Here is a 22,104-nt window from a genome sequence, read left to right on the forward strand (position 1 = left end):
CGGCGACGCCACCGGACGAGCGGTGGCATGCTCGGCGCATGGACACCCCCGAATCACTCGCGGACGTGCGGGCCCGCATCGACGGCATCGACGGTGAACTCGTCCGGCTGCTGGCCGAACGGCAGGGCCTGGTGCGGGCGGCGGCCGCGTTCAAGGCCGACGAGCAGGCCGTCCGCGCACCCGACCGAGTGGAGAAGGTCGTCGCGCTGGCACGCGAGCGCGCCGCCCGCGCGGGCCTCGCACCGGAGGTCGCCGAGTCGGTGTGGCGGGCGATGATCAGCGCCTTCATCGACCTGGAACTCGCACACCACACAGCCGCACGCCGGTCCTGAACACACGGCCGCGCGCTTCCGGGCCGGTCTCGGACACGAGGTCAGAACGCCCGCGGACAGTCCCCCCGCTCTGCTCACGCCGTGGAGGTCCCGAATGCACGACCCCCGTCCGCTACGTCCGAACGACCCTCGCGAGGTCGGCGGGTTCCGGCTGACCGCCCGGATCGGAGAGGGGGCCCAGGGCAGCGTCTTCCTGGGCGAATCGGACACCGGGCGGCGGGTCGCGGTCAAGCTCCTGCACGCCGACTTCGGACGGGACGCCCGTGCACGCACCGGTTTCGAGCGGGAGCTGGCCGCGGCCCGTCGCGTCGCCGCGTTCTGCACCGCGCCCGTCCTCGCCGCGGAGGCGGACGGGGACACGCCGTACATCGTCAGCGAGTACATCGACGGGCCGACGCTGCGTGACCTGGTCTCGGAGCGCGGCGCGTTCACCGCCGGCGAACTGACCCGGCTCGCCATCGGCACCGCGACGGCGCTCGCGGCGATCCACGAGGCGGACGTCGTCCACCGCGACTTCAAACCGGCCAACGTGCTGCTCGCCGCGGACGGTCCGAAGGTCATCGACTTCGGCATCGCCCGGCCGCTGGACGCCACGTCCGCGACCATGACCGGCGCCGTCGGCACGCCCGCCTACATGGCGCCGGAACAGGTGGCCGGGACCACCGGCGGCGCGCCGCTGGACATGTTCGCGTGGGGCTGCACGATGGCGTTCGCCGCGAACGGGGTCCCGCCGTTCGGCAGCGACTCCGTGCCGGCGATCATGCACCGGATCCTGCACGGCGAGCCGAACCTGGGCGCGCTGACCGGGGACCTGCGCGAGCTGGCCGCGTCCTGCCTGGCCAAGGACCCGGCGGCCCGCCCGACCGCGCTGCAGGTGCTGCAACGGCTGCTCGGCACCGGGACGGACGCGAACCTCCTGGCGGAAGGCACCTCGGCCGCCGCCCTCCCCGCTGCCCCGCCGCCTCCCGCAGGGGCGCCTCCGTTCGCAGCGCCGGACGGCGCGTTTCCGCCCGCCGTACCGCTTCCGCCCCAGCCTCCGCCTCCACCGGGGTTCCCGCATCCCACGCGTCCGGCGGCATCTGGACGGAGCGGCCGCCCGCTGCTCATCGCCGCCGCAGCCGTGACCGTTGTGGTGTTGAGCATCGGCAGCGGCGTCGCCACGATCCTGCTCGGGGACCGCGAGGGGGCCGAAGCCGAGGGCGGCAGGCCGGTGGCCCGGTCGGCCCCCGCCACCGCCGCCGCCACCGCGAACGGCTGCGGCTATGAGCCCGTGAAGGACGGGCAGGTGAAGGACGTCGGGACGCCGCCCGCGTCATCGGCGCTGCCGGTCGGCGCGACCGTCAAGACCAACCTCGGCACGCTCGAACTGGAGCTGGACGCCGAAAAGGCCCCGTGCTCGGTGAACTCCCTCGCCCACCTCGCAAGGAAGAGGTTCTACGACAACACGGCATGCCACCGGCTCACGACGAGCCCGGCACTGAAGGTCCTGCAATGCGGCGATCCGTCGGGCACCGGAACCGGTGGCCCCGGCTACGAGTTCGCCAACGAGAACACGACCGGCGTCCGCTACACCCGGGGGACGGTCGCCATGGCCAACGCAGGTCCGGACACCAACGGCAGCCAGTTCTTCATCCTTTACGATGACGCACCGAATCTGCCCGCCGACTATCCCGTCATCGGCCGCGTCACCTCCGGCATGGAGATCGTGGACAAGGTCGCCGGCGCGGGAGCGGGTGACGGCGGCGCCGACGGCGCACCGAAACAGAAGATCACCATCACCGAGTTCCGGACACCCGCGAGTTGACCCCGATACTCGGCCGGGGCGGCACTGCGGTCCCGCATGGCATGCTGCTGTGGCTTACCGACTGCGGCTTGATGGGGTTGACGTGGATCTGTACGCGGCGTTCGCAGATGTTCCGCGGCCTGCGGAATTGCACGGATGCCCGTGCTGTGTCGCCGCCGACGAGGGAAGGCCGCTGCTCGCCGCGCCGCTCCGCGACCTCACCGCCGAAGACCTGGCCCGGTACGCGGCCAAGGCGTTGAACACGTGGGGCGGCCCCCAGGAGTTCCGCTACTTCACACCGCGGCTGCTGGAACTGGCCGCCGACGACGCCTTCGGCTGGCCGGACGCGGAGATCGTCTTCATCAAGCTCGGCGAGGCGGGCTGGCGGGACTGGCCCCAGCGCGACGCCATCGTCGATTTCCTCCACGCGTACTGGACGCGGACACTGGCATCTTTTCCCGGCTGTCCCTCCGCGGACACGGCCCTTTGCGCGCTCGGCGGCGCAGGTCCCGATATGGAGCCTTTCTTGGACGAGTGGGGCAGGCTGACGTCCGAACAGGCGATCAGGCATCTGCACGAGTTCGTCAGCCTCGACATGGTCTGGCGACACGGCCGTCCGCGGCTGGGCAACGCGTTCTGGGACACCTCGTCCCGTGCGTATCGGCAGGTCATCGCCTGGCTGACCGGCGGTCCGGCGGCCGAAGCCGTCGACGCCGCCTTCGCCCGGACGGAGGACGAGGCGGTCCTGCGCCTCCTCGCCGAAATCGACTCCCGGCTAATCCACGGCTAATCCCGGACACCCTGTGACACCAAGGCCGTGGCCGGGACGGGTCGCGTGGTGCGGCGGCTGAAGCAGTCGACGGTCAGGCTCGCCGGCAGCGGCGGATCAGCTGCTACGAGGCGGCTTCCAGTGGCAGGTCGCCGCCGCGCCAGGTGGCCGCCAGCTCCTGCACCGGCACGTCGAGCGCCTCGCCGAGGCGGACGATCGTGCCGAACCCGGGTGAGGGCAGGCGGCCGGTCTCGATCTTGCGCAGGGTTTCCGGTGAGATGCCGGCCGCGTCCGCGACGTCCGCGAGGTCGCGTTCTGCCCGCATGTGGCGCAGCAGGGCACCGAGACGCCTGCCGGCTTCGATCTGTTCGGGCGTGAGCGGCTGGCGGACCATGTCCCCCAAAGTAGACTGGTATTTCTATACCGTCAATCACTAGAGTGCCGGTATACAAATACCAGCACCCCCTTGTACGTGAGGTACTCGTGATCGAACTGAAGACGCCCGCGGAGATCGAGCGCATGCACGTGGCCGGGCGTTTCGTCGCCGAGGTGCTCTCCGAGGTCGGCCGGCTCGCCGCAGTGGGCGTCAACCTCCTGGACCTGGAACACCACGCGCGCGCGATGATCAAGCAACGCGGGGCGCAGTCGTGCTACTGGGACTACGCGCCGTCCTTCGGCCGCGGCCCGTTCCGCAACGTCATCTGCCTGTCGGTCAACGACGCCGTCCTGCACGGCCTGCCCCACGACTACACGCTGCGCGACGGGGACGTCCTCAGCGCGGACCTCGCGGTCGGCATCGACGGCTGGGTGGCCGACTCGGCGCGCACGGTCGTCGTCGGCACCGCCGACGAGGAGGACCTGCGGATCATCCGCGCCACCGAGGAGGCACTGGAGGCGGCGATCGAGAAGGCACGCCCGGGCAACCGCCTGGGCGACATCTCGGCGGCGATCTGGGCGGTGGCCCGCGACCACGGCTATCCGGTCAACAACGAGTTCGGCGGCCACGGCCTCGGCCGCACCATGCACGAGGACCCCCACGTGTCGAACAAGGGCAAGGCGGGGCGCGGCCTCACCCTCCGCCCCGGCCTGACCCTCGCGATCGAACCCTGGCTCGCCCGGACGACCGACCGGATCGTCTACGACCCCGACGGTTGGACCATCCGGTCGGCCGACGGCTCGCGCACGGCCCACTCCGAGCACACGGTCGCCATCACCGAGGACGGCCCCCTGGTTCTCACCCGGCGCGAACCGGACCGCACCGCGACGAACGCGGATCCGCCGGCTCGGCCATCCACGGAGGACGCCTAACGCCCCGGCGGCGGCGGGAGCGTGCCGGGCGGCGCGTCCCGGACGTTCTCGTCACTCCGGCAGGGCCGCCGGCACAGTGGGATCCTGGTCGGCGCGCGTCGTGCCCAGGGGGTCGGCGAGGAGGGCGGCGAAACCCAGTTCGGCGGCGCCCGCCAGGGTGGAGTCGTAGCCGAGTGCGGCCGTCCGGAGCGCGACGCGTTCGCGGGAGACGGGCAGGACGCCGGCGTTCACGCGGGCACTGACCTGCGCCGCCGACCCCCGATAGATCTCGCTCAGCATGCCGCCGAAGACGACGACGCCGGGATTGAACAGGTTGATCAGGTTGGTCACGCCGATGCCGAGCCAGTCGCCGACGCGGTCCAGGGCCGCGCGGGCGGCCGCGTCCCCGTTCTCCGCAGCCTCCACGACGGCGCGCACGCCCTCGCGCCCGATCGGCCCGCCGGTGCGTCCGGCCGCCTCCAGCAGCGCCGATTCGCCCACCTCCGCCTCCAGGCAGCCACGAGAACCGCAGTTGCAGGGACGGCCGCCATACGGATTGACGATCATGTGCCCGAGTTCGGCGGCGTAGCCGTCGTCGCCGTCCAGCAGCCTGCCGCCGACGATGATGCCGCCGCCCACCCCGACGTCCCCGTGGAGGTAGACGAGGTTCCGGCTGCCGACGCCCGCACCGCGTTCGTGTTCGGCGAGTGCGCCCAGATGGGCTTCGTTGCCGACGGCGACGGGCAGCCCCAGTCCCAGCCGCCGGCCGAGGGCCGGACCGAAGTCGACGTCCGTCCAGCCGATGGTGGGTTCCAGGCGCACCTTCCCGTCGGCGGCCCCGATCAGGCCGCAGTACGACGCGCCGACACCCACGCATTTCGCGCCGGGGGGAGCGGCCGCCACGAGCGCGCCGCCGAATTCGGCGAGGGCGGTGACCACCTCGTCCAGGTCGTCCTGGCCGCGGCGCCGTGCCGTCTCCCTGCGCTCCAGAACCGTGCCGCCGAGCCCGACCCTGGCGGCGACGAGCCGGTCCACCGCGACGTCGAAGGCCAGCACGTACACCTGACCGGTCGCGGGACGGACCACCAGCGACGGCCGGCCCGCCCGGCCCGTCGTCGCCGACGTCTCCTCGCGCACCAGGCCCGTCGCGGCGAGCTTGGCGATCAGTGTCAGGATCGTGCTCCGGTTCACGCCCATCCGGTCGGCCAGTTCAGTGCGCGACACCGCCCCGTCCCGGTGCACCTCACGCAGCAAGGCCCCGAGTCTGCGCTGCCCGGTCGCCGGTGGAACCTGCCGTCTCATGCCGGTGACACCCGGCAGGAGCGAGGACGACACGGCTCCTCCTCTCACAAATGGGACACCACCAAGTTACCCAAGCGACCGCGCCGCCTACGCGGCGATCAGTGGTGGTCTGCGGCGGCCAGCCGGTATGTGGTGCCGCTGCTTCCCTGCACCCAGGCGTCGGGCAGCGCCGCGGCCAATGCGTGCTGGGCACGCCAGCCGGTGCAGTGACCTGGGACGACGAAACTCGGGGCGAACTCCGTCAGGGCGTGGACGGTGGGCTCGATGACCGGTTCGAACGCCGGGCCGCCCAGGTGCAGCCCGCCGACGAGGGCGTGCAACCGGTCCACTCCCGTCAACCGCCGCGCATGCCGGACGATGTTGATCGCGCCCGCGTGGCCGCAGCCCGTCAGCACGACCAGGCCCCGGTCGCGGACGTTCACGACGAGAGCCTGATCATCGGTGACCAGCGGGTCGTGGACCCAGTCGGTACCCGTCCAGGCCTGGTGCGGGGGCGGCATACCGCGCTCGAACTCCGTCGTGCGGTCCACCTCGCCGGTGATCAGCACACTGCCGTCCAGCAGGAGCGAGGGCTCACGGCGTTCGACGACCTCGAAGCCCTCCCCGTCCAGCGCCCGCCTGCTCAGGGTCGGGAGGTCCTCCGTCTCCCGGCCGGGTACCGCGATCCTGCGTTTCGTCCACGCCCGCGGGTGCAGCACCATCGGCAGCGACCGGACGCCGCGCGCGCCCGCCAGCCCGGCCAGCCCACCCGCGTGATCGAAATGACCGTGGCTGAGCACGACGGCGTGGACGTCGCCGAGGTCGATGCCTAGCCGTCCGGCGTTGGTGACCATCGCGTGCGGTGACAGGCCCGTGTCGAACAGCAGCGTGTGCGAGCGACCGGCCCGGCGCACCGTCACCAGCGCCGAGAACCCATGCTCCGCGATCATCCCGGTGGGGGTGCGCCCGTCCTCGAACTGCGGCGCCTCCACCATGCCGGCCCCGAAACCGGCCCGCCGGGTGCGCTCGTCATCGGTCAGCAACGCGTCATAGACGTTGTCCACCAGGGTGACGATCTCGACCTCGTCCACCGGCTCCAGCGCAATGGGGTCGACCGCCGCCCCGGCCGCCGGACGCGGCATGGACGCCGCCGCTTCCCCTTGTGTGCCCGCTGTCTCGCACATACCAGCACCCTAACCTCAGCCTGCGGAGGCCTGGACGTCTCATCGTCCACGAACGCAGGACGGCAGATGTCCGAAACTGTTCGGAAGGCGTCAGCCGATCAGGAGGCCGAGGCCCAGCAGGAAGGCCATGCCGCCGACGCCCCGCAGGGGGATCCAGCGGAACGACACGTCCGCCCGGCGCGATGTGAATGACAGGATCGAGGCGTGCGTACCGATATGACGCTTCGGCGGCTTGATGATCGTCTGCTGCTGCGGTTGCTGGATGCCGCAGTGGCGGACGCGGACCCTCTTGAGGTGATGCCACCGGTGGCCGGGCCGCCGGGGTGGACTGCGGAGCGGCGGGACGCGTTCTTGCGGTTTCATCGTTCGAGGGCATTGGCGGCCGAACCGGTGGAGGCCACGTACGCCATCGTCACGGGGGAGGCGGTGGTCGGTGCTGCCCGGCTGTGCCCGATGGAGGATGCGAAGAGGGCGGCCGAGGCCGGGGCGTGGATCGGACGTTCGCATCGGGGCGCCGGTTTCGGCGGTGCCGTCCTGAAGCAACTCCTGGCCATCGCGCAGGCGGACGGATTCGAATCCGTCTTCGTCAGTACGACGCCGGACAATATCGCCGCGCAGAAACTGCTCACGGCGTCGAACGTGGAACTGGTCCGCAAGGGCGACCAGGTCACAGGGTGGGTGACCGTTACCGCTGCCGAGTGAACGCCGGGATGGCCCACCTCGGCACCGGGCATCCGGTCGTCGGGTCACGGGGTGGTGAGGCCCAGCAGGGGCAGGCATGGCGGCAGGCCCTCGATGGTGACGGGGACGGTGCGGTGACGATCCCAGTCGGCGCGGCTGAGGCGCAGACGGCCATCGGGGACCAACGCTCCCCGGACCACGCGCCGGTCGACGCCGTCGGGTCGATAGCCGAGTTTGCGTGAGACGGCATGGGAGGCGTGGTTGGTCACGAAGGCCACGGAGGTCGCCTCTTCGGCGTCCAGGCCGTCGAAGGCCAGGTGCAGCACCGCCGCGCGCATCTCAGTGCCGATCCCCTGGCCCTGGTGACGCTGACCGAGCCAGGAGCCGGTGGCCACCTCACGGGTGATCGCCAGTTCACTCGCGCCGATGCTCTGCATCCCGACCACGGCGCCGGCATGGAGGACGCAGAGGTCGAGTGTCCATTCGCCCGGCTTCCACGCCCCCAGGTTCTGCCAGTGGTGCTGGATGACATTCCGCGCGACCTCGGCCGGCGGCTGGTCGGTCCACGGGGTCAGAAACGGCATCTCTTCGGGGACATGGATGCCTTCGGCGGCCAGCTCGGCGAGGGCGGACAGTTCCTCGGGCGACGGCAGCCGTAGTTCAAGCCGCGGCGTGCTCAGTCGTAGGTTCAGCAACGGGAAATGATCAGCGAGCATCTCCTCATCCTGGCCGCCGCGTCGGCCGCGGTCGATCTGAATATTCGCGGCCGGCGGTGAAGCGTCAGGGCGGCGGACGGCGGACGGTGAGGGTCGCTTCTATGCCGTAGTGGTCGGACAAGGCCGTCGTGTGGCCGCCGGGTAGGCGGATCTTCTCTTTGAAGACCAGGCGCGGAGCTGCTTCCATGCCGGGTCGGACGAGGATCTGGTCTATTGGCTTGAGGTCCGCGTACTCAGGGCGATAGGTCGGTTGCGTGTCGCCGGCCAAAGCGTCCTGGAGGCCGGTGGCGGACGCGAAGTCCTTGAACAGGGGGTAGTCGCGGGGGACGTTGAAGTCGCCCATGACCACCATGGGTTCGGCCGGGTCGATCCTGCCGATGAGGGCGGCGAGTTCGCGCAGTTCGGATTCCTCGGCCTTCGTGTACGCGTTGGACGGGGCCCAGTGCATGTCCATGTTCGCGGAGAGGTGTGTGTTCACGACCGTCAGGAAGCCGCCGGGGAGTTGGACGCGTGTGAACAGGGCGCCCTTGCGCAGCAGCCATTCGGGGCGGGCCGGGCGGGTGGGGGTGAACGGCTGGAAGTGGAGGCGGGTGATCGGCCGTCGGGAGAGAGTGATCAGGCCGCCGCGCACCACCGGGAAGGTCGATGCGTGGGCGGTGTACGGGTACGATTTCGCGGCGCTCCGCAGGTGGACCAGATTCCGCGGCGATATGACCTCTTGCAGGCAGACGACGTCGTAGTCCGATCGCTCCATGATCTGGGCCAGCACGCCCAGGCGCGCTCGGGAACGGCCTCGGAACAGCGTGTTGAAGGTGAGGACGCGGGCCTTCATCGCAGGAGGTATTCGTCGGGCGGGCGTCGCACGTCGTCCCACGTGGCCATGCACGCCACTCTACGGGACGGTTCGCTGATGTCGCGCGCTCCAGTGCAGTGTCCTCATGTCTGCATTAATCAGTTGATAGCACACATTTGGGACTATCTCGTCGACGCGGTGGACTATCTCGTTCGCGTTGAAGAGCGCGGTGGCCTCGGGCATCATTGATGCCCCTTGCCCGTCTTCCCCTCAACGGCAAGCAGCCCTGTTCGATGCCACGCTGTGGTCGTTTGTCGTGCTTTCATGTGCGGCTGGAGACGGGCGCCGTCTCCGACGACCTGCCGCGGCCGGGGAGCCGGTGAGATCTTTCGACCGGCTCGCCCTCGCACGATCCCGGTATGACATTACGCAGCGTGGCTGCATCCGGGCATTGCCCGCCGCCCGGCGGCTTTCCATACTGGGCGGGCAATGCCGAACGCGGACGGACGACAAGGGGTCGGCATGGGATTCCAGCTTGGCTTGTTCTCACCCAACACCGAATCGGGACTCGCGATCACGACCGCTCCGGAAAGGTGGCACGCTACCTGGGACAACAATCTCCGTCTCGCACGTCTCGCGGATGAGGCGGGCATCGACTTCCTGCTCCCCGTCGCGCGGTGGACGGACTGGGGGCCCGACACCGACTTTCACCGGAGTGCCCTCGACCCGCTCGTGTGGGCGTCCGGTCTCCTCGCCGCCACCAGCCGGATCCGCGTGTTCAGCACCGTCCACACCGCGTTCCACCACCCGGTCGTCGCGGCCAAGCAGCTCGCGACCGCCGACCATCTCAGCAAGGGGCGGATCGGGCTGAACATCGTCGCGGGCTGGCACGCCCCCGAGTACGAGATGTTCGGGCTCACCCTGCCCAACGACCACGACACGCGTTACGCGCTCGCGCAGGAATGGTGGGACGTCGTCAAACGCATCTGGTCGGCGGACGAGCCGTTCGACCATGAGGGGCAGTTCTTCCAGCTCAAGCATGTGGTGGGGAGGCCGAAGCCGTACAACGGGCACAGCCTTCCGGTGATCAACGCCGGGTCGTCCACGCAGGGACGGTCGTTCGCCGCCCGCAACGCCGACCGTGCGTTCACCGTCGTCGGAGGCCCCGGGGACGGGGCGGAGATCGTAAAGGCCATCCGCGCGGAGGCCGCGTCCCACGACCGGACGGTCGGGGTCTTCACGCTCGGGCACGTCGTGTGCCGGCCGACGCGATCGGAGGCGGAGGACTTCCTGCGCTACTACGCCGACGAGCACGCCGACTGGCCCGCCGTCGACGAGGTGATGCGGTTGCAGGGGTTGCACGCGCAGTCGTTCACGCCCGAGATGCTGCAGGTCTACCGGGACCGCTTCGCGGCCGGCCACGGAAGCTGCCCCCTGGTCGGCGACCCCGACGACGTCGCGGACGGACTCGCGGAGTTCGCCGATGCGGGATTCGACGGTATCGCTCTGTCGTTCCTCAATTACGCTGATGAGCTGGGCTACTTCGCCGCCGAGGTCATGCCGCGGCTGCGAGCCCGCGGTGTCCTGTCCGCCGACCTCAACGAAACGGCTCCACCGACACGACCATGACTTCTCCCGAGACCTCGCCGCCCCTGTCGGGCTATCAGCGGGTCGTCAGCAAGGACATCGATGTCCTGCACGACACGGTCGAGCCGTTCGCCGTCGGGCACGACCTCCACGCCCGTGAGCCGGGCGTCGCGCTGGACGGTCTCGTCAACGCCGTCGGTGTGGGCTCGGTCAATCTCGTCTGGGTGCGCTACGGGGGCGGTGGAGTCATCGTGGACACGCCTCCGACCGGCGGACACTTCGCCATGTGCGCGCCGATCGCACCGATGGGCGTCGAGTACCGGGCGACCCGCAGCCGGGACACGGCGGGCGGCAGTCTCGTCCTGTCCCACGACGAGGCGATGCGGATGACGCCGCACCCGACGCTGGGCTGCCTCGTCATCGCCACGAGCACCGGCCGTCTCGCCGACCATCTCGACGGCCATCTGGGACGGGAGCACAGCCCGCCGCTGCGTTTCCACAGCGTGGACGGGCCGGCCGTCACACCGTCCTCGATCGTCGAACGCACCTGGCGGCACGTCTGCGACGTCCTCGACCACGCGACGGCGGAAGGGGGCCTGCATCCGCTGGCGGCGCGGAGCCTGGAGGAGTCCCTGCTCACCGCCATCCTCCTGGGCCTCCCGCACACCGCCACGGAGAGCCTCGCGGAGGCGCCCGCCCGCGTCCCGCACCATCTCGCGGGGTCGATCCGCGAGTGGGTCGAGGCCCATCACCATCGCCCGATCGGCGTCACCGACATCGCCGCGGCGGTGGGGATCGGTGTCCGGCAACTCCAGGCCATCTGCCAGGACCAGTGGGGTGCGACGCCCACGCAGTTCCTGCGCGGCGTGCGGCTCGACCATGCCCGCACCGCGCTCGTCGAGGCCCGGCCCGGTCCGCGCACGGTCACGGACGTCGCCGGGGCCGCCGGATACCTCCACATGAGCCGTTTCGCCGCCCACTACCGGCAGCGTTTCGGGGAGACGCCCACACAGACCCTCAAGCGAAGCGTGGACGTCCCCTGACGTCACGCGGTTGTGCGCCGGGCGTGCGGGTGTCAGTCGTGCAGGCGTTCCACGTTCGTGCGGATGCGGTCTCCCGCGCGGCGGCCGATCCGGGCGATCGCACGGTTCGCCGTGGGCGACACGCGGGAGAGCGCGCGGCCGAGGCGGGCTTCGGCGGCGACGAACGCGACCGGTGCGTCCTGCCGGACGGCACGCAGGACGGCCCGCGCGACCTTCTCCGGCGGGAACCCGCGCCGCTCTACCGCGCGGCCCATCCGCTCACGCAGTTCGCCGTCCACGTCCGGTGCGAGGCCGACGAAGCGGGTCCGGCCCGTGATGGGCGTATCGATCGCTCCGGGGCAGATGGCGGACACTCCGATGCCGTAGCGGTCCATGTCGAGGCGGAAGCACTCGGTCATCTGGAGCACCGCGGCCTTGGTGGCGGCGTACGCGGGGAGTTCGGCGCTGGGCAGGTACGCCACCATGGACGAGACGTTGACGATGTGGCCGCCCTCGCCGCGCTCGACCATCTGCCGCCCGAACAGGCGGCAGCCCCGGTACATGCCGTCCACGTTGATGGCGCGGATGCGCGCCCAGTCCTCTTCCTTGGTGTCGAGGAGTGATCCGGCCATGGCGATGCCCGCGTTGTTGACGACGACGTCCGGGACGCCGAAGGAGACACGGACACGGTCGGCGAACTGTTCCATCGCGTCGGCGTCGGCGACATCGACCCCGTGGGCGTGGGCTTCGCCTCCGGCCGCGGCGATCTCGTCCACGGTGCGCTTGGCTGCGCCTTCGTCGATGTCCGCGACGACCACGCGGGCCCCTGCGCCGGCGAAGGCGTGGGCTGTGGCGCGTCCGATGCCGCTGCCCGCCCCGGTGACGACGACGAGTGCGCCGCCGAAGTCCTTGCCGGGCTCTCCCGCCGCGCGCGCGTGGGCGAGGGCCGGTGTCTCCGGCCCGCCGTCCATGTGTTCGACGAACTCGGTGACCCAGCGGGCGATGAGGTCCGGGTGGCTGCGGGCGACCCAGTGCCCGGCCGGTGCGCGCCGCACGTACAGGCGTGACACCGGTCCGCGTGCGGACAGCAGCAGCGACGGGGACACGTACTTGTCCTTGATCGGGACGATGAGCTGGACGGGCACGTCCGTCCGCCCCTCGCCGGCCCCGCGCGCCGGCCCGCCGGAACGGGCGTCGCGGCGGCCCATGTTGGCGCGGTACAGGCCGAGCCCGTTGCGGGCGTCCGACGCCAGCGAGTCCGCCGGGTGGCCGGACCGCGGCTCGGCGCCCTCCCGCAACCCCATGACCCGCGGGAACCCGGCGGCCAGGACGCGGGCCGCGGTCTCCCCCACCTTCGGCGCCATCAGCACCGGCATGTAGACGCTCCGCCGCGCCTGCCCGAGGACCTCCGCCACCCCGCGCGGCCCGGACCGGACGGCCTGCCGCGCCCACCGCGCCATGTGCCGCCGGTCCGGCCCCGAGATCGAGGTGAACGAGGCGATGCGGCCCCGCAGCCGGTCCCCGATGACGGCCTCCCAGCCCTGCACCGAGCCCCAGTCGTGGCCCACCAGGTGGACGGGCTCATCAGCGCCGACGCCGTCCAGGACGGCTTCGAGGTCGCCCATGAGCACGTCCAGCCGGTAGTCGAGCGGGTCGGACGGGCTGCCGGACGCGCCGGCGCCGCGCACGTCGTAGACGACGACGCGGAACCGCCCGGCGAGCTGCCCGGCCACCTCGTCCCACATGGCACTCGTGTCGGGGTAGCCGTGGACGAGGACCACCGTCGGCCGGTGTTCCTCGCCGCGCACCCGCACGGCCAGCTCGATCTCGTCCGACCTCACCCGCTGGTCTCGCATGAGCCCCGCCTGCCCGTCCGTAGAAGAGTTTCCCGTGAAACTACGTCCTCCGGCGGGCCACCGGTAGCGCGGGCGCCCGCCTACCGGACGGGCTGGCGGAGGATCGTGCGCATCTTCTCCGGATCGGTCTCACCGGGGTCGGACAGGTAGATCTCGTGGTGCAGGCCGTTGCGCGCCAGGCCCTCGGCCTCCATCAGCGCGGCCATGCGGGCAAGGCTCGCCGGCTCGTCCGAATAGGCGCCGCGGTGGAGGACCTGGACGCATCGGCCGTCGGTGAACGTGACGTGCTGGACGCGGCACGCCGCAGGCACTCCCGGCCGCACCTCCTCACAGGCACGGTCGACCGACTCGGCGTCGTCCGGGAGGCGGAGGAACAGATGCCACCACCACTGGTCGCGCGGCACGTCGAACGGCGAGCGCTCGTCCTCGACCCACCAGCGTCCTTCCAGGGGCACCATCGGCGCACCGAGCGCGCCCATGACCGCGTACAGCGCCCCCACGCTCTCGCCGTAGGCGGCGCCGCCCGGCTCACCGCGGCCGGTAACGGCCAGCCCCGACACGGCCCCGTGCTCCACCAGCTCCGGCTCTTCCGCCGCCTCGTACCAGCTCATCGGTCATCCTCCACTCGGATCAGCACCCGGGTCTCCAGGTGCTCGGGCGGGGTGGTCGCGGGGTCGTTGAGGTACACCTCGCGGACGGGCCCGGCGGGCGTGTGCCCGTAGTCGCCGAACCACGCGAGCACGCCATGGACCGTGAGCGGGATCTCCTCGTACGGGCCGACATGGACGGCCGACGCGAACGAACCACCGGGCAGGAGGTCGTCGCCGTCCGCCGCCTGGACGACCACGCGGACGTCGAACTCCTCCTCCACGTCCAGCGGGAACAGCCCGACCAGGACGCCGTCCGGTGACATCCGGGGCAGCAGCCGGGCCACGCACGCCCCGGTCGCGTCGGGGATCGTCTCCGGGGTCGCGGGCTCACGCGCGGTGAAGACCCGCCGCGGCGGCTCCCGGACGACCGACACCGGGCTCTCCGGCAGTCCCTCGGCGAGGACGCGGTCCAAAAGGCGCAGGCCGCGCTGCCGGCGGGCCACATCGGCCTCGATCCGGTCCCGCGCCGCCTTCAGCCGGCCGCCCTCGTCCCCGGACAGGACGCGCGCCACGACCGGCAGCGGCACGTCCATCGCCCGCAGCAGGCCGATCATCAGCGCGTCCCGGGCCTGGGCGGGCCGGTAGTACCGGTAGCCCGACGCCGGGTCCGTCCATGCCGGGGCGAGAAGCCCCAGGTCGTCGTAGTGCCGGAGTTGCTTGACGCTCAGCCGGCACAGCCGGGCGAACCGCCCGATCGGCAGGAGATCTTTGCTCACAGACCCCACCCTGGCGTCTCCCATGGTGGGAGAGTCCAACTCAGGCGACAGACGACCTCAAGCAACGGGACGGCGTCAGGACGGGCGTGCCTGGAGCCCTGTGCACTCCCGCAGGCCGTTCCACCGCTGGACGGCGGCCTTCGCCTGGGCGCCCTTCAGCGGAATCGGGATCCCGCCGGAGATCCGGGCGGGATCCCACTTGTCCTTGGTGACCTTGCCGTTCTCCACACGCAGGTACAGCACACCGGACTCGGCCGTCTTGCCGTTGGCGGAGTAGAACACGAAGTTGCCCAGGCCGTAGTGGACGTACGCGCCGTCCGAGTAGCCGCCGCCAAGCGGAATGTGCGCGTGGCCGCCGACGAGGATGTCCGCACCTGCCGCGATGAGCTTCTCGGCGAGTTCCTTCTGGCGCGGGAGCGGGCAGGCCTGCAGTTCCGCCCCCCAGTGCAGGTGGACGATGACGACGTCGGACCCCTTGCTCGCCTCCTTCACCGCCTGGACCATCCGTGGGACGTTCTTCGCGGACGCGAGCCCGCCCTTGGTGTCGGTGGCCGTCCACGCCTGGATCAGGTTGTTGTCCAGTACCTGCGTGGCCCCCACGATGGCGAGCTTGTTGCCCTTCACCGTGACGCGGTAGGGACGGAAGGCGGCATCGGCGTTCTTGCCGATGCCGACGGTCGGGAATTTGGTGCGCTTGATGGCGGCCAGGGAGTCGGCCAGCCCGCCCTCCATGTAGTCCATGCCGTGGTTGTTGGCCATGGACGTGACGTCCACGCCGGCGGCCTTCAACGCCTTGAACGCGGTCGCCGGGGCGCGGAAGGTGTACGCCTTGCCGGGCGCGGGCGTCCCGCCCGTCGTGATGGCCGTCTCCAGGTTGACCATGGCGAGGTCCGCGCCGCGCAGCTTCTTCGCGATCGGGCCGAGCGCCGTCGAGGGATTGCTGAGACGGGGCCGCAGGACGCCCTCGAAATGCACGTCGCCGCCGAACGCGAGGATGATCGGTTCCTTGGGCGGCTCCGCGGGCCGCGTCGGCTGCGTCCCGTCCGAGGAGCCGCCGGGTGCGGGCGGCGTGGCGCCCTTCGCCTCGGAGTCTCCCGAACTGCCGCACGCCGCCGCCGTCAGCACCATCGTCCCCGCCACGGCCGCGGCCGCGACCCTGTTCAGCCGCATGCTCATCGCCTCACCTCCGCCCCGGTCCCCCACGGACCTCCTCGATCGGAGGCCAAGCATGCCATGCGCACCGAACCGCCTGGCAAAGGTGTCTGATTCAGTGTCTTGAGACATTCGTGTTTACGGCGATAGGTTGGGCCGCGCGCCGGACGGCCGAGCGCCGCACGCCGCGTCATCGCCGGCCTCGGCGTGACCGGTTTCCGACCATTCCGGAGGGACGGCCCGGGCCTCGGGGCCGCCTCTCACCCGGGCGTGTCTCTGCGGGACACGCCCCGAAGCGGCCGGGCGGCCTCCCCCGCCCGGCCGCTTCCTCGTCCGCTCACCATCCCGGAGGTGGGGCATGCCGAAAGTCCTCTTCGTCTTTGACTCCAGGGTCGGCGTTCCGGCCATGCTCGGCCGGACCCGGTTATGGCGCGCCTTGGGGGGACGGGTCATGATGGGACCCGGTCCCGTTCTCAAGGAGAGTCCCGATGGGCGACCGCACGGCGTTCCGCACCTGCCCCCTCTGCGAAGCCCTCTGCGGCCTCGAACTGACCCTGGACGACGCGGGGACGGTGACACGCGTCCGCGGCGACGAGAAAGACCCGTTCAGCATGGGGTTCATCTGCCCCAAGGGCGCGACGCTCGGCAGCCTCGACGGCGACCCTGACCGGCTGGCGGAACCCCTCGTCCGCCAGGGCGACGGGCACGCCGCGGCCGGGTGGGACGAGGCGTTCGAAGCGATCCGGGCGGGCCTGTCCGACGTCATCGCGCGGCACGGGCGTGACGCCGTCGCCGTCTACATCGGCAACCCGACCGCCCATTCGGTCGCCGGGCCGCTGTACGCGGGCGCGATCGTGAAGGCGCTCGGCACCCGCAACCTGTACACGGCCAGCACCGCCGACCAGATGCCGAAGCACGTCGCGTGCGGGCACATGTTCGGCGATCCCCTGGCGATTCCCGTGCCCGACCTCGACCGCACCGACCATCTGCTCATGCTCGGCGCCAATCCCCTGGAGTCGAACGGGAGCCTGTGCTCCGCACCGGACTTCCCCGGACGGCTCAAGGCGATCCGGGCACGCGGGGGGAAGGTCACCGTCGTCGACCCGCGCCGCACGCGGACGGCCGCCCTGGCCGACGAGCACCTCTTCATCCGTCCCGGGACGGACGCGTTCCTTCTCATGGCGCTCGTCCACACCCTGTTCGCCGAGGACCTGGTCACGTCCGCCGGGCACCTGGACGGGCGCGTCAACGGCCTCGACGACCTGCGCGCCCTCGCCGTGGACTTCGCCCCCGAGCGCGCCGCGGAGACCACGGGCATCGCGGCCGGCACGATCCGGCGGACGGCCCGCGAGCTGGCCGCCGCCGAACGCGCCGCCGTCTACGGACGCATCGGCACCTGCACCCAGGCGTACGGGACGCTCAACAGCTGGCTCGTGGACGCCCTCAACGTCCTCACGGGGAACCTCGACCGTCCCGGCGGCGCGATGTTCCCGCGGCCCGCGCACAGCCCCACGTACCGCCGCAAGAGGCCGTTCACGACCGGGCGGTGGCGCAGCCGCGTCCGCGACCTGCCGGAGGTGAACGGGGAGTTCCCGATCGCGACGCTTGTCGACGAGATCGAGACGCCCGGCGAAGGCCAGGTCAAGGCGCTGATCACGATCGGCGGGAACCCGGCGCTGTCGGCGCCGAACGCCGCCCGGCTCGACCGCGCGCTCGCCGGCCTGGAGTTCATGGTGAGCGTCGACCCGTACCTGAACGAGACGACCCGGCACGCGCACGTGGTCCTGCCGCCGCCGCGTCCCGCGCAGACGCCGCACTACGACATCGCGCTGACCGGGCTCGCCGTCCGCAACTACTCGCGTTACTCGCCGCCGGTCGTGCCGCTGCCGGACGGGCGGCCGAGCGAGTCCGACCTGCTCGCGCGGCTCGCCATGATCGCGTCCGGGACGGACGGCGACCCGGCCGCCCTCGACGAGATGGTCATCACCTCGACGCTGCAGAAGGCCACCGCCCTCGAAGGCTCGCCGGTGCACGGCCGCGACCCGGTGGAGCTGCGGAAGATGCTCGACGACGGGACGCCGACCGAGCAGCGGCTCGACATGATGCTGCGCCTCGGCCCGTACGGCGACGGGTTCGGCGCCGACGCGTCCGGCCTCACGCTGGACAAGCTCCGCACCGAGCACCCGCACGGCCTCGACCTCGGCCCCCTTGAGCCGCGCCTGGGCGAGGTCCTCTGCACCACGTCCGGCCGCGTCGAGCTCTGCCCGTCCACGTTCGCCGCGGACGTCGACCGCCTCCACTCGGCACTGCGCGCCCCTGTCCCGCCCGGCGGAATGGTGCTGATCGGACGCCGCCACCTGCGTTCCAACAACAGCTGGCTGCACAACGTCCCCGAACTGGTGCGCGGATCCAACACCTGCACGCTCCAGCTCAACCCCGCCGACGCGGACCGGCTCGGCATCGCCGCGGGCGACGGCGTCCGCGTCACCTCCCGGACGGGTGCCGTCGAGGCCGTCGCCGAACCCACCGACACCGTCATGCCGGGCGTCGTCAGCCTCCCGCACGGCTGGGGCCACGACCGTCCCGGCACCCGCACCGGAGTCGCCCACCGGCACGCGGGCGTCAACGTCAACGCGGTCACCGACGAACAGGAGATCGACCCGCTGTCCGGCAACGCCGTGTTCAACGGCGTCCCCGTGACCGTCGAGCCCGCGGCGCGCTGACCCCCTGGTTTAGGCCCTTCCCCCTCCAGGTAGGAATGACTGGCCGCAGGAGAACGCGGAAGACTAGTGTCGCAACAGGCGTCTCGGCAGCCGCGGAGGAGGGGCATGAACCGCAGGACGAACATCTTCCGGCGTTCCCGGCCCCAAGGCTCGACGCGGCTCGCCGACGCCACCGAGGGCCTGGAGCACGCCCGCGGTCTCGACCGCACGATCCGCGTCCTGTCCACGGCCGTACGCCGGACGCTGCATCCCGGGCCGGTCAAGGATGCCCTGCACGGCGTCCCGGTCGGGCATCCCGCGCATCCGCCGCTGACCGACCTGCCCATGGGCTGCTGGATCTCCGCCGCCGTCCTCGACCTGATGCCCGGCGGCCGCCGCGCCGCGCAGACCCTCGTCGCGACCGGGCTCGCCGGCGCCGTCCCGACCGTCCTGACCGGCATCGCCGACTGGTCGGCCATGCACCGCGAGCAGCAGCGCGTCGGCCTCGTCCACGCCGCGGGCATGGCGACGGCGAGCACGCTGTACTCGGCGTCGTTCGTGGCCCGCTACCAGGGCCGGGACGCCGCCGGACGCGCCTTCGGCTTCGCCGGCCTCACCGCCCTCCTGGCGGGCGGCTACCTGGGCGGCCACCTCGCCTTCCGCCAAGCAGGCGGCGCCAGCCACGCCGACCAGACCGCACACCTCGTCACCCTCGGCTGGCACGACCTGTGCAGCGCCGAAGAACTCCCGGACGGCTGGCCGGTGCACCGTCGCCTCGGCTACATCGGCCTGTTCGTGCTGCGCACCGGCGACGAGATCCACGTCCTCACCGACCGCTGCAGCCACCTCGCCGGACCGCTCCACCAGGGCCGCGTCGTCACCGACGACAACGCCGAGACCTGCGTCATCTGCCCGTGGCACGGCAGCACCTTCCGCGTCCGCGACGGCGCCGTCGTCCACGGCCCCGCCACCGCCCGCCAACCCTCCTTCGAAACCCGCGTGACCGAAGCGGGAGTCGTCCAGGTCCGCCCCCTCGGCTGATCCTCCGGACCAGAGACCGAACGGCGGCCGGCCAACCCCGAAGTCAGTCTCACTTCGAGATGAACTGTCGTACCCGGATGGCAGGTTCGCGCTCATGCCCCTTCACGTCGCGAGCCGCCGCCGCACCACACTCCACCGAGACTTCCCCGACGCGCTGATCCTCGATGTGACATCCCGGGCCCCCGAGCCCTGGGTGCGGCTCAGTCCGTTCTATCCGCACGGCGGCATCCCGGTACCCGGCCATCCGGACCGTACGGCGCAATCGGTCGAGGGCGTATGGCAGGCCCTGAAGGTGTTCGCCTCAGAGGACGAGGATTTCTCCAAACTCGACGTGACGACCATGAAGGGGATCAAACGAACGGTCCGCCGTCTCGGCCCGCCGCTCGGCCACCGGTTCGAAGGCCGTCTGCTCGGCTACGAGGAGGCCAGGCGGTCGATCTACCTACCGGCCTATCGCTGGATGCTCGACCACCGGGCCGCCGCTCTCGTCGCCGAACTCCGGGATCTCAGCACACGGTCGTGCTGCTCGACTACACCACCAACGGGGACGTGGCGAACCTGTCGACACCGCTGTCGCACGCCGCGCTCATCGCACGACACGTCCAAGACCTCTGATGGTTCGGGCCGCTCGCGGGAGGCCGCCGTCCCGTCAGGGGAGCCGGTGGTGGAGGGGGGCGGCCAGGTCGGTGGTGGTCAGGACCAGGGCCACGGTGTAGTCGATCAGGTGGTCGCGATCGATGTCCAGGTCGCCCGGTGTGACGGGAGCGTGATGGTCCGATGACCACGGAGAACCTGCCAGATCTGACGCTGGCGGACATCGATCTGAGTGATCGGATGGACAAGTACTTCAACTCGATGATCGACATGGACGATCCGCGGCACGCCAAGATCCGGCGCATCGTGTCCCGGGCGTTCAGCCCCAAGATGCTCGCCAAGGCGGAGGACGACGGCTGCGCTACAAGCGCATGCCGTGCACGTTCACCCCTCCGTCCGCTCCGTCCAGGGAACCGGGCGTCGCCCGCAAAGCGTGACGGGAGAGGCCCCCGGAGTCTCACCCGGATGTGCGGGGACGCGTGCGGTAGGCGGCGAAGCCCGCCAGGAGCGCCGTCACCGTGAACAGCGCCCACCAGGGCAGCGACTGTCCGAGATCTTGGAAAGGCTGGACGCCGCCCGCCGGATCATCCGCGTCGTAGGCGATGTCGACCTCGTCTCCCCGCCCGGCACCGCGAGGCCAGCCGCGCCGCCCGTCCTCCGCCTCGATCGTGCGCCCATCCGCGGTGGTGAACTCGACCGTGATGCGCCCGGACGAGTTGTTGCCCTCCGTCCACAGGACACGCGCCGTCGCCCTCACCTTGCCCGACTGCTCCAACCATGCCGCGATCGCCCCACCGCCCCACGTGACCGACAACAACCCCGCGATGCAGGCGATGACGACGCAGATGACGTAACCGGGGCGGTACCGCCGCTTGTTCTTCTTCACAGTTTTCTCACCGAGCGCCTTCGTGATCAGGGCGGACGGTCCGTCCGTCCGCCTGGGCCCAGCGCACCCGGGCGGCATGCGGGGCATCGAACACCGTATCCGGATCGTCGGCGTGATCCCGGACGTGCTGTGGACACCGGGCGATGGTCCGACGCACCGCACCGCACCGCTGCGATGGCGCTGAGCGCGGCGTGTACGCTCGCGCCCACGGCGACCGACCTTCTGCGAACGTCTCGGACAGAAGACCTGAGTCCGGGCGGAGACGAGCTTCGCCGGCCGCACATACGTACGTCCAAGGGGGTGCTGGTGCCATCGGGTATGCCTGATCAGGCGCCGTACATCGAAGAGGCGGTGCGCGGGCTCGTGCGGGTGGCACCGGAGCACTGGTCACAGCTGACGCTCACGGTCAGTTCGACCGTCGACTACAGCTCCCAGTTCCTGAAGGTGCTGCTGTCCGACGGGAGCACCACGGCGGCGTCCGCGCCGATCAGCGTCACGGACGCGGCGGGAGCTGCTCTTCAGTACTTCTTTGCGAGTGTTGATGTCGCCGATTAGTTGCGCGGGTTGAAGATAGGGCGCGGTGCCGCGGTCGGCGATCTGCGCCGAGGTGATGGTGAGGTCGTAGTGGGCCCACACCATGGCGGCGTCGGCCAGCCGGCGGGCCGTGGCGCGGATGAGATGGACGTCCGTCGCAGCGGTGACGATCAGCAGGACGGGCTCACCGCGGTCCAGGTCGGTCGCGGTGGGGGTGTCAGGCCATTTCGCCACGCGCAGACACCGGTCCTCGATCACGCGCAACTCACCCGAGTCCGGAACGCAGACCCGGGGCCGGCCGTCCGCGGCACAGGTGACCATGATGACGGGGCGCTGCCGCGCCTGGGAGTTCCTGATCGCGTCGATGGAGGTCGAGAGGTCGTCGGGCGAGGCTGTCATCGGCACGTCCGCCTTACGACGAAGGTTCGGTCGGCCCGGGGTGTGCTCCAGGCCGATCAGCGCATCGATCCGTTCGGGTGAGGACCACTCAAGTACCCACTGGAACATACGTTCGATACTAGCGGATGCAGCCGACATC

Annotated in this window: 21 protein-coding genes and 1 pseudogene; 10 read left to right on the plus strand and 12 right to left on the minus strand. The window is 71.1% G+C overall.

What is annotated here, in order from left to right:
• Window positions 1–38 precede the first annotated feature (38 nt).
• From ACGFIS_RS12545 to ACGFIS_RS12555, 3 genes are all read left to right on the plus strand, one after another.
• Window positions 39–332: a chorismate mutase gene (locus tag ACGFIS_RS12545; RefSeq protein ID WP_392909488.1), complete on the plus strand. Its 294-nt coding sequence runs from the start codon at window positions 39–41 to the stop codon at window positions 330–332.
• Between the two features lie 94 nt (window positions 333–426).
• Entirely contained in the window at window positions 427–2,136 is a 1,710-nt protein-coding gene (locus ACGFIS_RS12550; protein ID WP_392970616.1) for a peptidylprolyl isomerase, read from the plus strand.
• A gap of 82 nt (window positions 2,137–2,218) precedes the next feature.
• A complete protein-coding gene (locus ACGFIS_RS12555; RefSeq protein WP_392970619.1) occupies window positions 2,219–2,905 on the plus strand; it encodes a hypothetical protein in 687 nt (228 codons plus the stop codon).
• 103 nt (window positions 2,906–3,008) lie between these two features.
• Here ACGFIS_RS12555 and ACGFIS_RS12560 read toward each other — a convergent pair whose 3' ends face one another.
• A complete protein-coding gene (locus tag ACGFIS_RS12560) occupies window positions 3,009–3,278 on the minus strand; it encodes a helix-turn-helix transcriptional regulator (protein WP_392909493.1) in 270 nt (89 codons plus the stop codon).
• Between the two features lie 89 nt (window positions 3,279–3,367).
• Between ACGFIS_RS12560 and map the strand changes: the two genes are divergently transcribed.
• Window positions 3,368–4,192, plus strand: a complete 825-nt coding sequence (map, locus tag ACGFIS_RS12565; protein WP_392970622.1) for a type I methionyl aminopeptidase — start codon at window positions 3,368–3,370, stop codon at window positions 4,190–4,192.
• A 51-nt stretch (window positions 4,193–4,243) separates the two neighbouring features.
• Here map and ACGFIS_RS12570 read toward each other — a convergent pair whose 3' ends face one another.
• From ACGFIS_RS12570 to ACGFIS_RS12580, 3 genes are all read right to left on the minus strand, one after another.
• Window positions 4,244–5,506 (minus strand): ROK family protein, encoded by a 1,263-nt coding sequence (locus ACGFIS_RS12570; RefSeq protein WP_392970625.1) that lies wholly within the window; start codon window positions 5,504–5,506, stop codon window positions 4,244–4,246.
• Window positions 5,507–5,571: 65 nt separating this feature from the next.
• A complete protein-coding gene (locus ACGFIS_RS12575; RefSeq protein WP_392909497.1) occupies window positions 5,572–6,636 on the minus strand; it encodes an MBL fold metallo-hydrolase in 1,065 nt (354 codons plus the stop codon).
• A gap of 90 nt (window positions 6,637–6,726) precedes the next feature.
• Entirely contained in the window at window positions 6,727–6,999 is a 273-nt protein-coding gene (locus ACGFIS_RS12580) for a hypothetical protein (RefSeq protein WP_392909803.1), read from the minus strand.
• Between ACGFIS_RS12580 and ACGFIS_RS12585 the strand changes: the two genes are divergently transcribed.
• Complete coding sequence (locus tag ACGFIS_RS12585) at window positions 6,934–7,338, plus strand: GNAT family N-acetyltransferase (RefSeq protein WP_392909793.1); 405 nt, start codon at window positions 6,934–6,936, stop codon at window positions 7,336–7,338. The genes ACGFIS_RS12580 and ACGFIS_RS12585 overlap by 66 nt on opposite strands.
• A 44-nt stretch (window positions 7,339–7,382) precedes the next feature.
• Here ACGFIS_RS12585 and ACGFIS_RS12590 read toward each other — a convergent pair whose 3' ends face one another.
• On the minus strand, window positions 7,383–8,033 hold the full coding sequence (locus ACGFIS_RS12590; RefSeq protein WP_392909499.1) for a GNAT family N-acetyltransferase: 651 nt from the start codon (window positions 8,031–8,033) through the stop codon (window positions 7,383–7,385).
• Window positions 8,034–8,097: 64 nt separating this feature from the next.
• A complete protein-coding gene (locus ACGFIS_RS12595) occupies window positions 8,098–8,865 on the minus strand; it encodes an endonuclease/exonuclease/phosphatase family protein (RefSeq protein WP_392909501.1) in 768 nt (255 codons plus the stop codon).
• Window positions 8,866–9,348: 483 nt separating this feature from the next.
• Between ACGFIS_RS12595 and ACGFIS_RS12600 the strand changes: the two genes are divergently transcribed.
• Together ACGFIS_RS12600 and ACGFIS_RS12605 are read left to right on the plus strand one after the other, a co-directional pair.
• On the plus strand, window positions 9,349–10,455 hold the full coding sequence (locus tag ACGFIS_RS12600; protein WP_392909503.1) for an LLM class flavin-dependent oxidoreductase: 1,107 nt from the start codon (window positions 9,349–9,351) through the stop codon (window positions 10,453–10,455).
• Window positions 10,452–11,456: an AraC family transcriptional regulator gene (locus ACGFIS_RS12605; RefSeq protein ID WP_392909505.1), complete on the plus strand. Its 1,005-nt coding sequence runs from the start codon at window positions 10,452–10,454 to the stop codon at window positions 11,454–11,456. The genes ACGFIS_RS12600 and ACGFIS_RS12605 overlap by 4 nt, the downstream gene beginning before the upstream one ends.
• Window positions 11,457–11,488: 32 nt before the next feature.
• On the opposite strand, the gene ACGFIS_RS12610 is transcribed toward ACGFIS_RS12605, so the two are convergent.
• The 4 genes from ACGFIS_RS12610 to ACGFIS_RS12625 all read right to left on the minus strand — a co-directional run bounded on the left by ACGFIS_RS12610 (window position 11,489) and on the right by ACGFIS_RS12625 (window position 15,827).
• Window positions 11,489–13,291 (minus strand): SDR family oxidoreductase, encoded by a 1,803-nt coding sequence (locus tag ACGFIS_RS12610; protein ID WP_392909507.1) that lies wholly within the window; start codon window positions 13,289–13,291, stop codon window positions 11,489–11,491.
• An 80-nt stretch (window positions 13,292–13,371) separates the two neighbouring features.
• Window positions 13,372–13,902 (minus strand): GyrI-like domain-containing protein, encoded by a 531-nt coding sequence (locus ACGFIS_RS12615; protein WP_392970628.1) that lies wholly within the window; start codon window positions 13,900–13,902, stop codon window positions 13,372–13,374.
• Window positions 13,899–14,657, minus strand: a complete 759-nt coding sequence (locus tag ACGFIS_RS12620) for a MerR family transcriptional regulator (RefSeq protein ID WP_392909511.1) — start codon at window positions 14,655–14,657, stop codon at window positions 13,899–13,901. The genes ACGFIS_RS12615 and ACGFIS_RS12620 overlap by 4 nt, the downstream gene beginning before the upstream one ends.
• Before the next feature lie 75 nt (window positions 14,658–14,732).
• A complete protein-coding gene (locus tag ACGFIS_RS12625) occupies window positions 14,733–15,827 on the minus strand; it encodes a CapA family protein (protein WP_392909795.1) in 1,095 nt (364 codons plus the stop codon).
• Window positions 15,828–16,297: 470 nt separating this feature from the next.
• Here ACGFIS_RS12625 and ACGFIS_RS12630 point away from each other — a divergent pair, with 470 nt between their 5' ends.
• The 3 genes and pseudogenes from ACGFIS_RS12630 (at window position 16,298) to ACGFIS_RS12640 (ending at window position 20,167) form a co-directional block, all read left to right on the plus strand.
• Window positions 16,298–18,532 (plus strand): molybdopterin oxidoreductase family protein, encoded by a 2,235-nt coding sequence (locus ACGFIS_RS12630; protein ID WP_392909513.1) that lies wholly within the window; start codon window positions 16,298–16,300, stop codon window positions 18,530–18,532.
• A 105-nt stretch (window positions 18,533–18,637) separates the two neighbouring features.
• Window positions 18,638–19,552: a Rieske 2Fe-2S domain-containing protein gene (locus tag ACGFIS_RS12635; RefSeq protein ID WP_392909515.1), complete on the plus strand. Its 915-nt coding sequence runs from the start codon at window positions 18,638–18,640 to the stop codon at window positions 19,550–19,552.
• Between the two features lie 94 nt (window positions 19,553–19,646).
• Window positions 19,647–20,167, plus strand: a pseudogene (locus ACGFIS_RS12640) (DUF6939 family protein).
• A gap of 436 nt (window positions 20,168–20,603) precedes the next feature.
• Here ACGFIS_RS12640 and ACGFIS_RS12645 read toward each other — a convergent pair.
• Complete coding sequence (locus ACGFIS_RS12645; RefSeq protein ID WP_392970631.1) at window positions 20,604–21,032, minus strand: DUF3592 domain-containing protein; 429 nt, start codon at window positions 21,030–21,032, stop codon at window positions 20,604–20,606.
• A gap of 387 nt (window positions 21,033–21,419) precedes the next feature.
• Window positions 21,420–22,103 (minus strand): hypothetical protein, encoded by a 684-nt coding sequence (locus tag ACGFIS_RS12650; protein ID WP_392970634.1) that lies wholly within the window; start codon window positions 22,101–22,103, stop codon window positions 21,420–21,422.
• Window position 22,104 lies beyond the last annotated feature (1 nt).

Source organism: Spirillospora sp. NPDC048824 (assembly GCF_043198455.1).
Taxonomy (GTDB): domain Bacteria; phylum Actinomycetota; class Actinomycetes; order Streptosporangiales; family Streptosporangiaceae; genus Spirillospora.

Coding starts and splice junctions, on each gene's coding strand:
- ACGFIS_RS12545 (WP_392909488.1), top strand. CDS start 39: ATGGACACCCCCGAATCACTCGCGGACGTGCGGGCCCGCATCGACGGC.
- ACGFIS_RS12550 (WP_392970616.1), top strand. CDS start 427: ATGCACGACCCCCGTCCGCTACGTCCGAACGACCCTCGCGAGGTCGGC.
- ACGFIS_RS12560 (WP_392909493.1), bottom strand. CDS start 3,278: ATGGTCCGCCAGCCGCTCACGCCCGAACAGATCGAAGCCGGCAGGCGT.
- ACGFIS_RS12575 (WP_392909497.1), bottom strand. CDS start 6,636: ATGTGCGAGACAGCGGGCACACAAGGGGAAGCGGCGGCGTCCATGCCG.
- ACGFIS_RS12585 (WP_392909793.1), top strand. CDS start 6,934: ATGCCACCGGTGGCCGGGCCGCCGGGGTGGACTGCGGAGCGGCGGGAC.
- ACGFIS_RS12580 (WP_392909803.1), bottom strand. CDS start 6,999: ATGAAACCGCAAGAACGCGTCCCGCCGCTCCGCAGTCCACCCCGGCGG.
- ACGFIS_RS12590 (WP_392909499.1), bottom strand. CDS start 8,033: ATGCTCGCTGATCATTTCCCGTTGCTGAACCTACGACTGAGCACGCCG.
- ACGFIS_RS12595 (WP_392909501.1), bottom strand. CDS start 8,865: ATGAAGGCCCGCGTCCTCACCTTCAACACGCTGTTCCGAGGCCGTTCC.
- ACGFIS_RS12600 (WP_392909503.1), top strand. CDS start 9,349: ATGGGATTCCAGCTTGGCTTGTTCTCACCCAACACCGAATCGGGACTC.
- ACGFIS_RS12605 (WP_392909505.1), top strand. CDS start 10,452: ATGACTTCTCCCGAGACCTCGCCGCCCCTGTCGGGCTATCAGCGGGTC.
- ACGFIS_RS12610 (WP_392909507.1), bottom strand. CDS start 13,291: ATGCGAGACCAGCGGGTGAGGTCGGACGAGATCGAGCTGGCCGTGCGG.
- ACGFIS_RS12615 (WP_392970628.1), bottom strand. CDS start 13,902: ATGAGCTGGTACGAGGCGGCGGAAGAGCCGGAGCTGGTGGAGCACGGG.
- ACGFIS_RS12625 (WP_392909795.1), bottom strand. CDS start 15,827: ATGCGGCTGAACAGGGTCGCGGCCGCGGCCGTGGCGGGGACGATGGTG.
- ACGFIS_RS12630 (WP_392909513.1), top strand. CDS start 16,298: ATGGGCGACCGCACGGCGTTCCGCACCTGCCCCCTCTGCGAAGCCCTC.
- ACGFIS_RS12635 (WP_392909515.1), top strand. CDS start 18,638: ATGAACCGCAGGACGAACATCTTCCGGCGTTCCCGGCCCCAAGGCTCG.
- ACGFIS_RS12650 (WP_392970634.1), bottom strand. CDS start 22,103: ATGTCGGCTGCATCCGCTAGTATCGAACGTATGTTCCAGTGGGTACTT.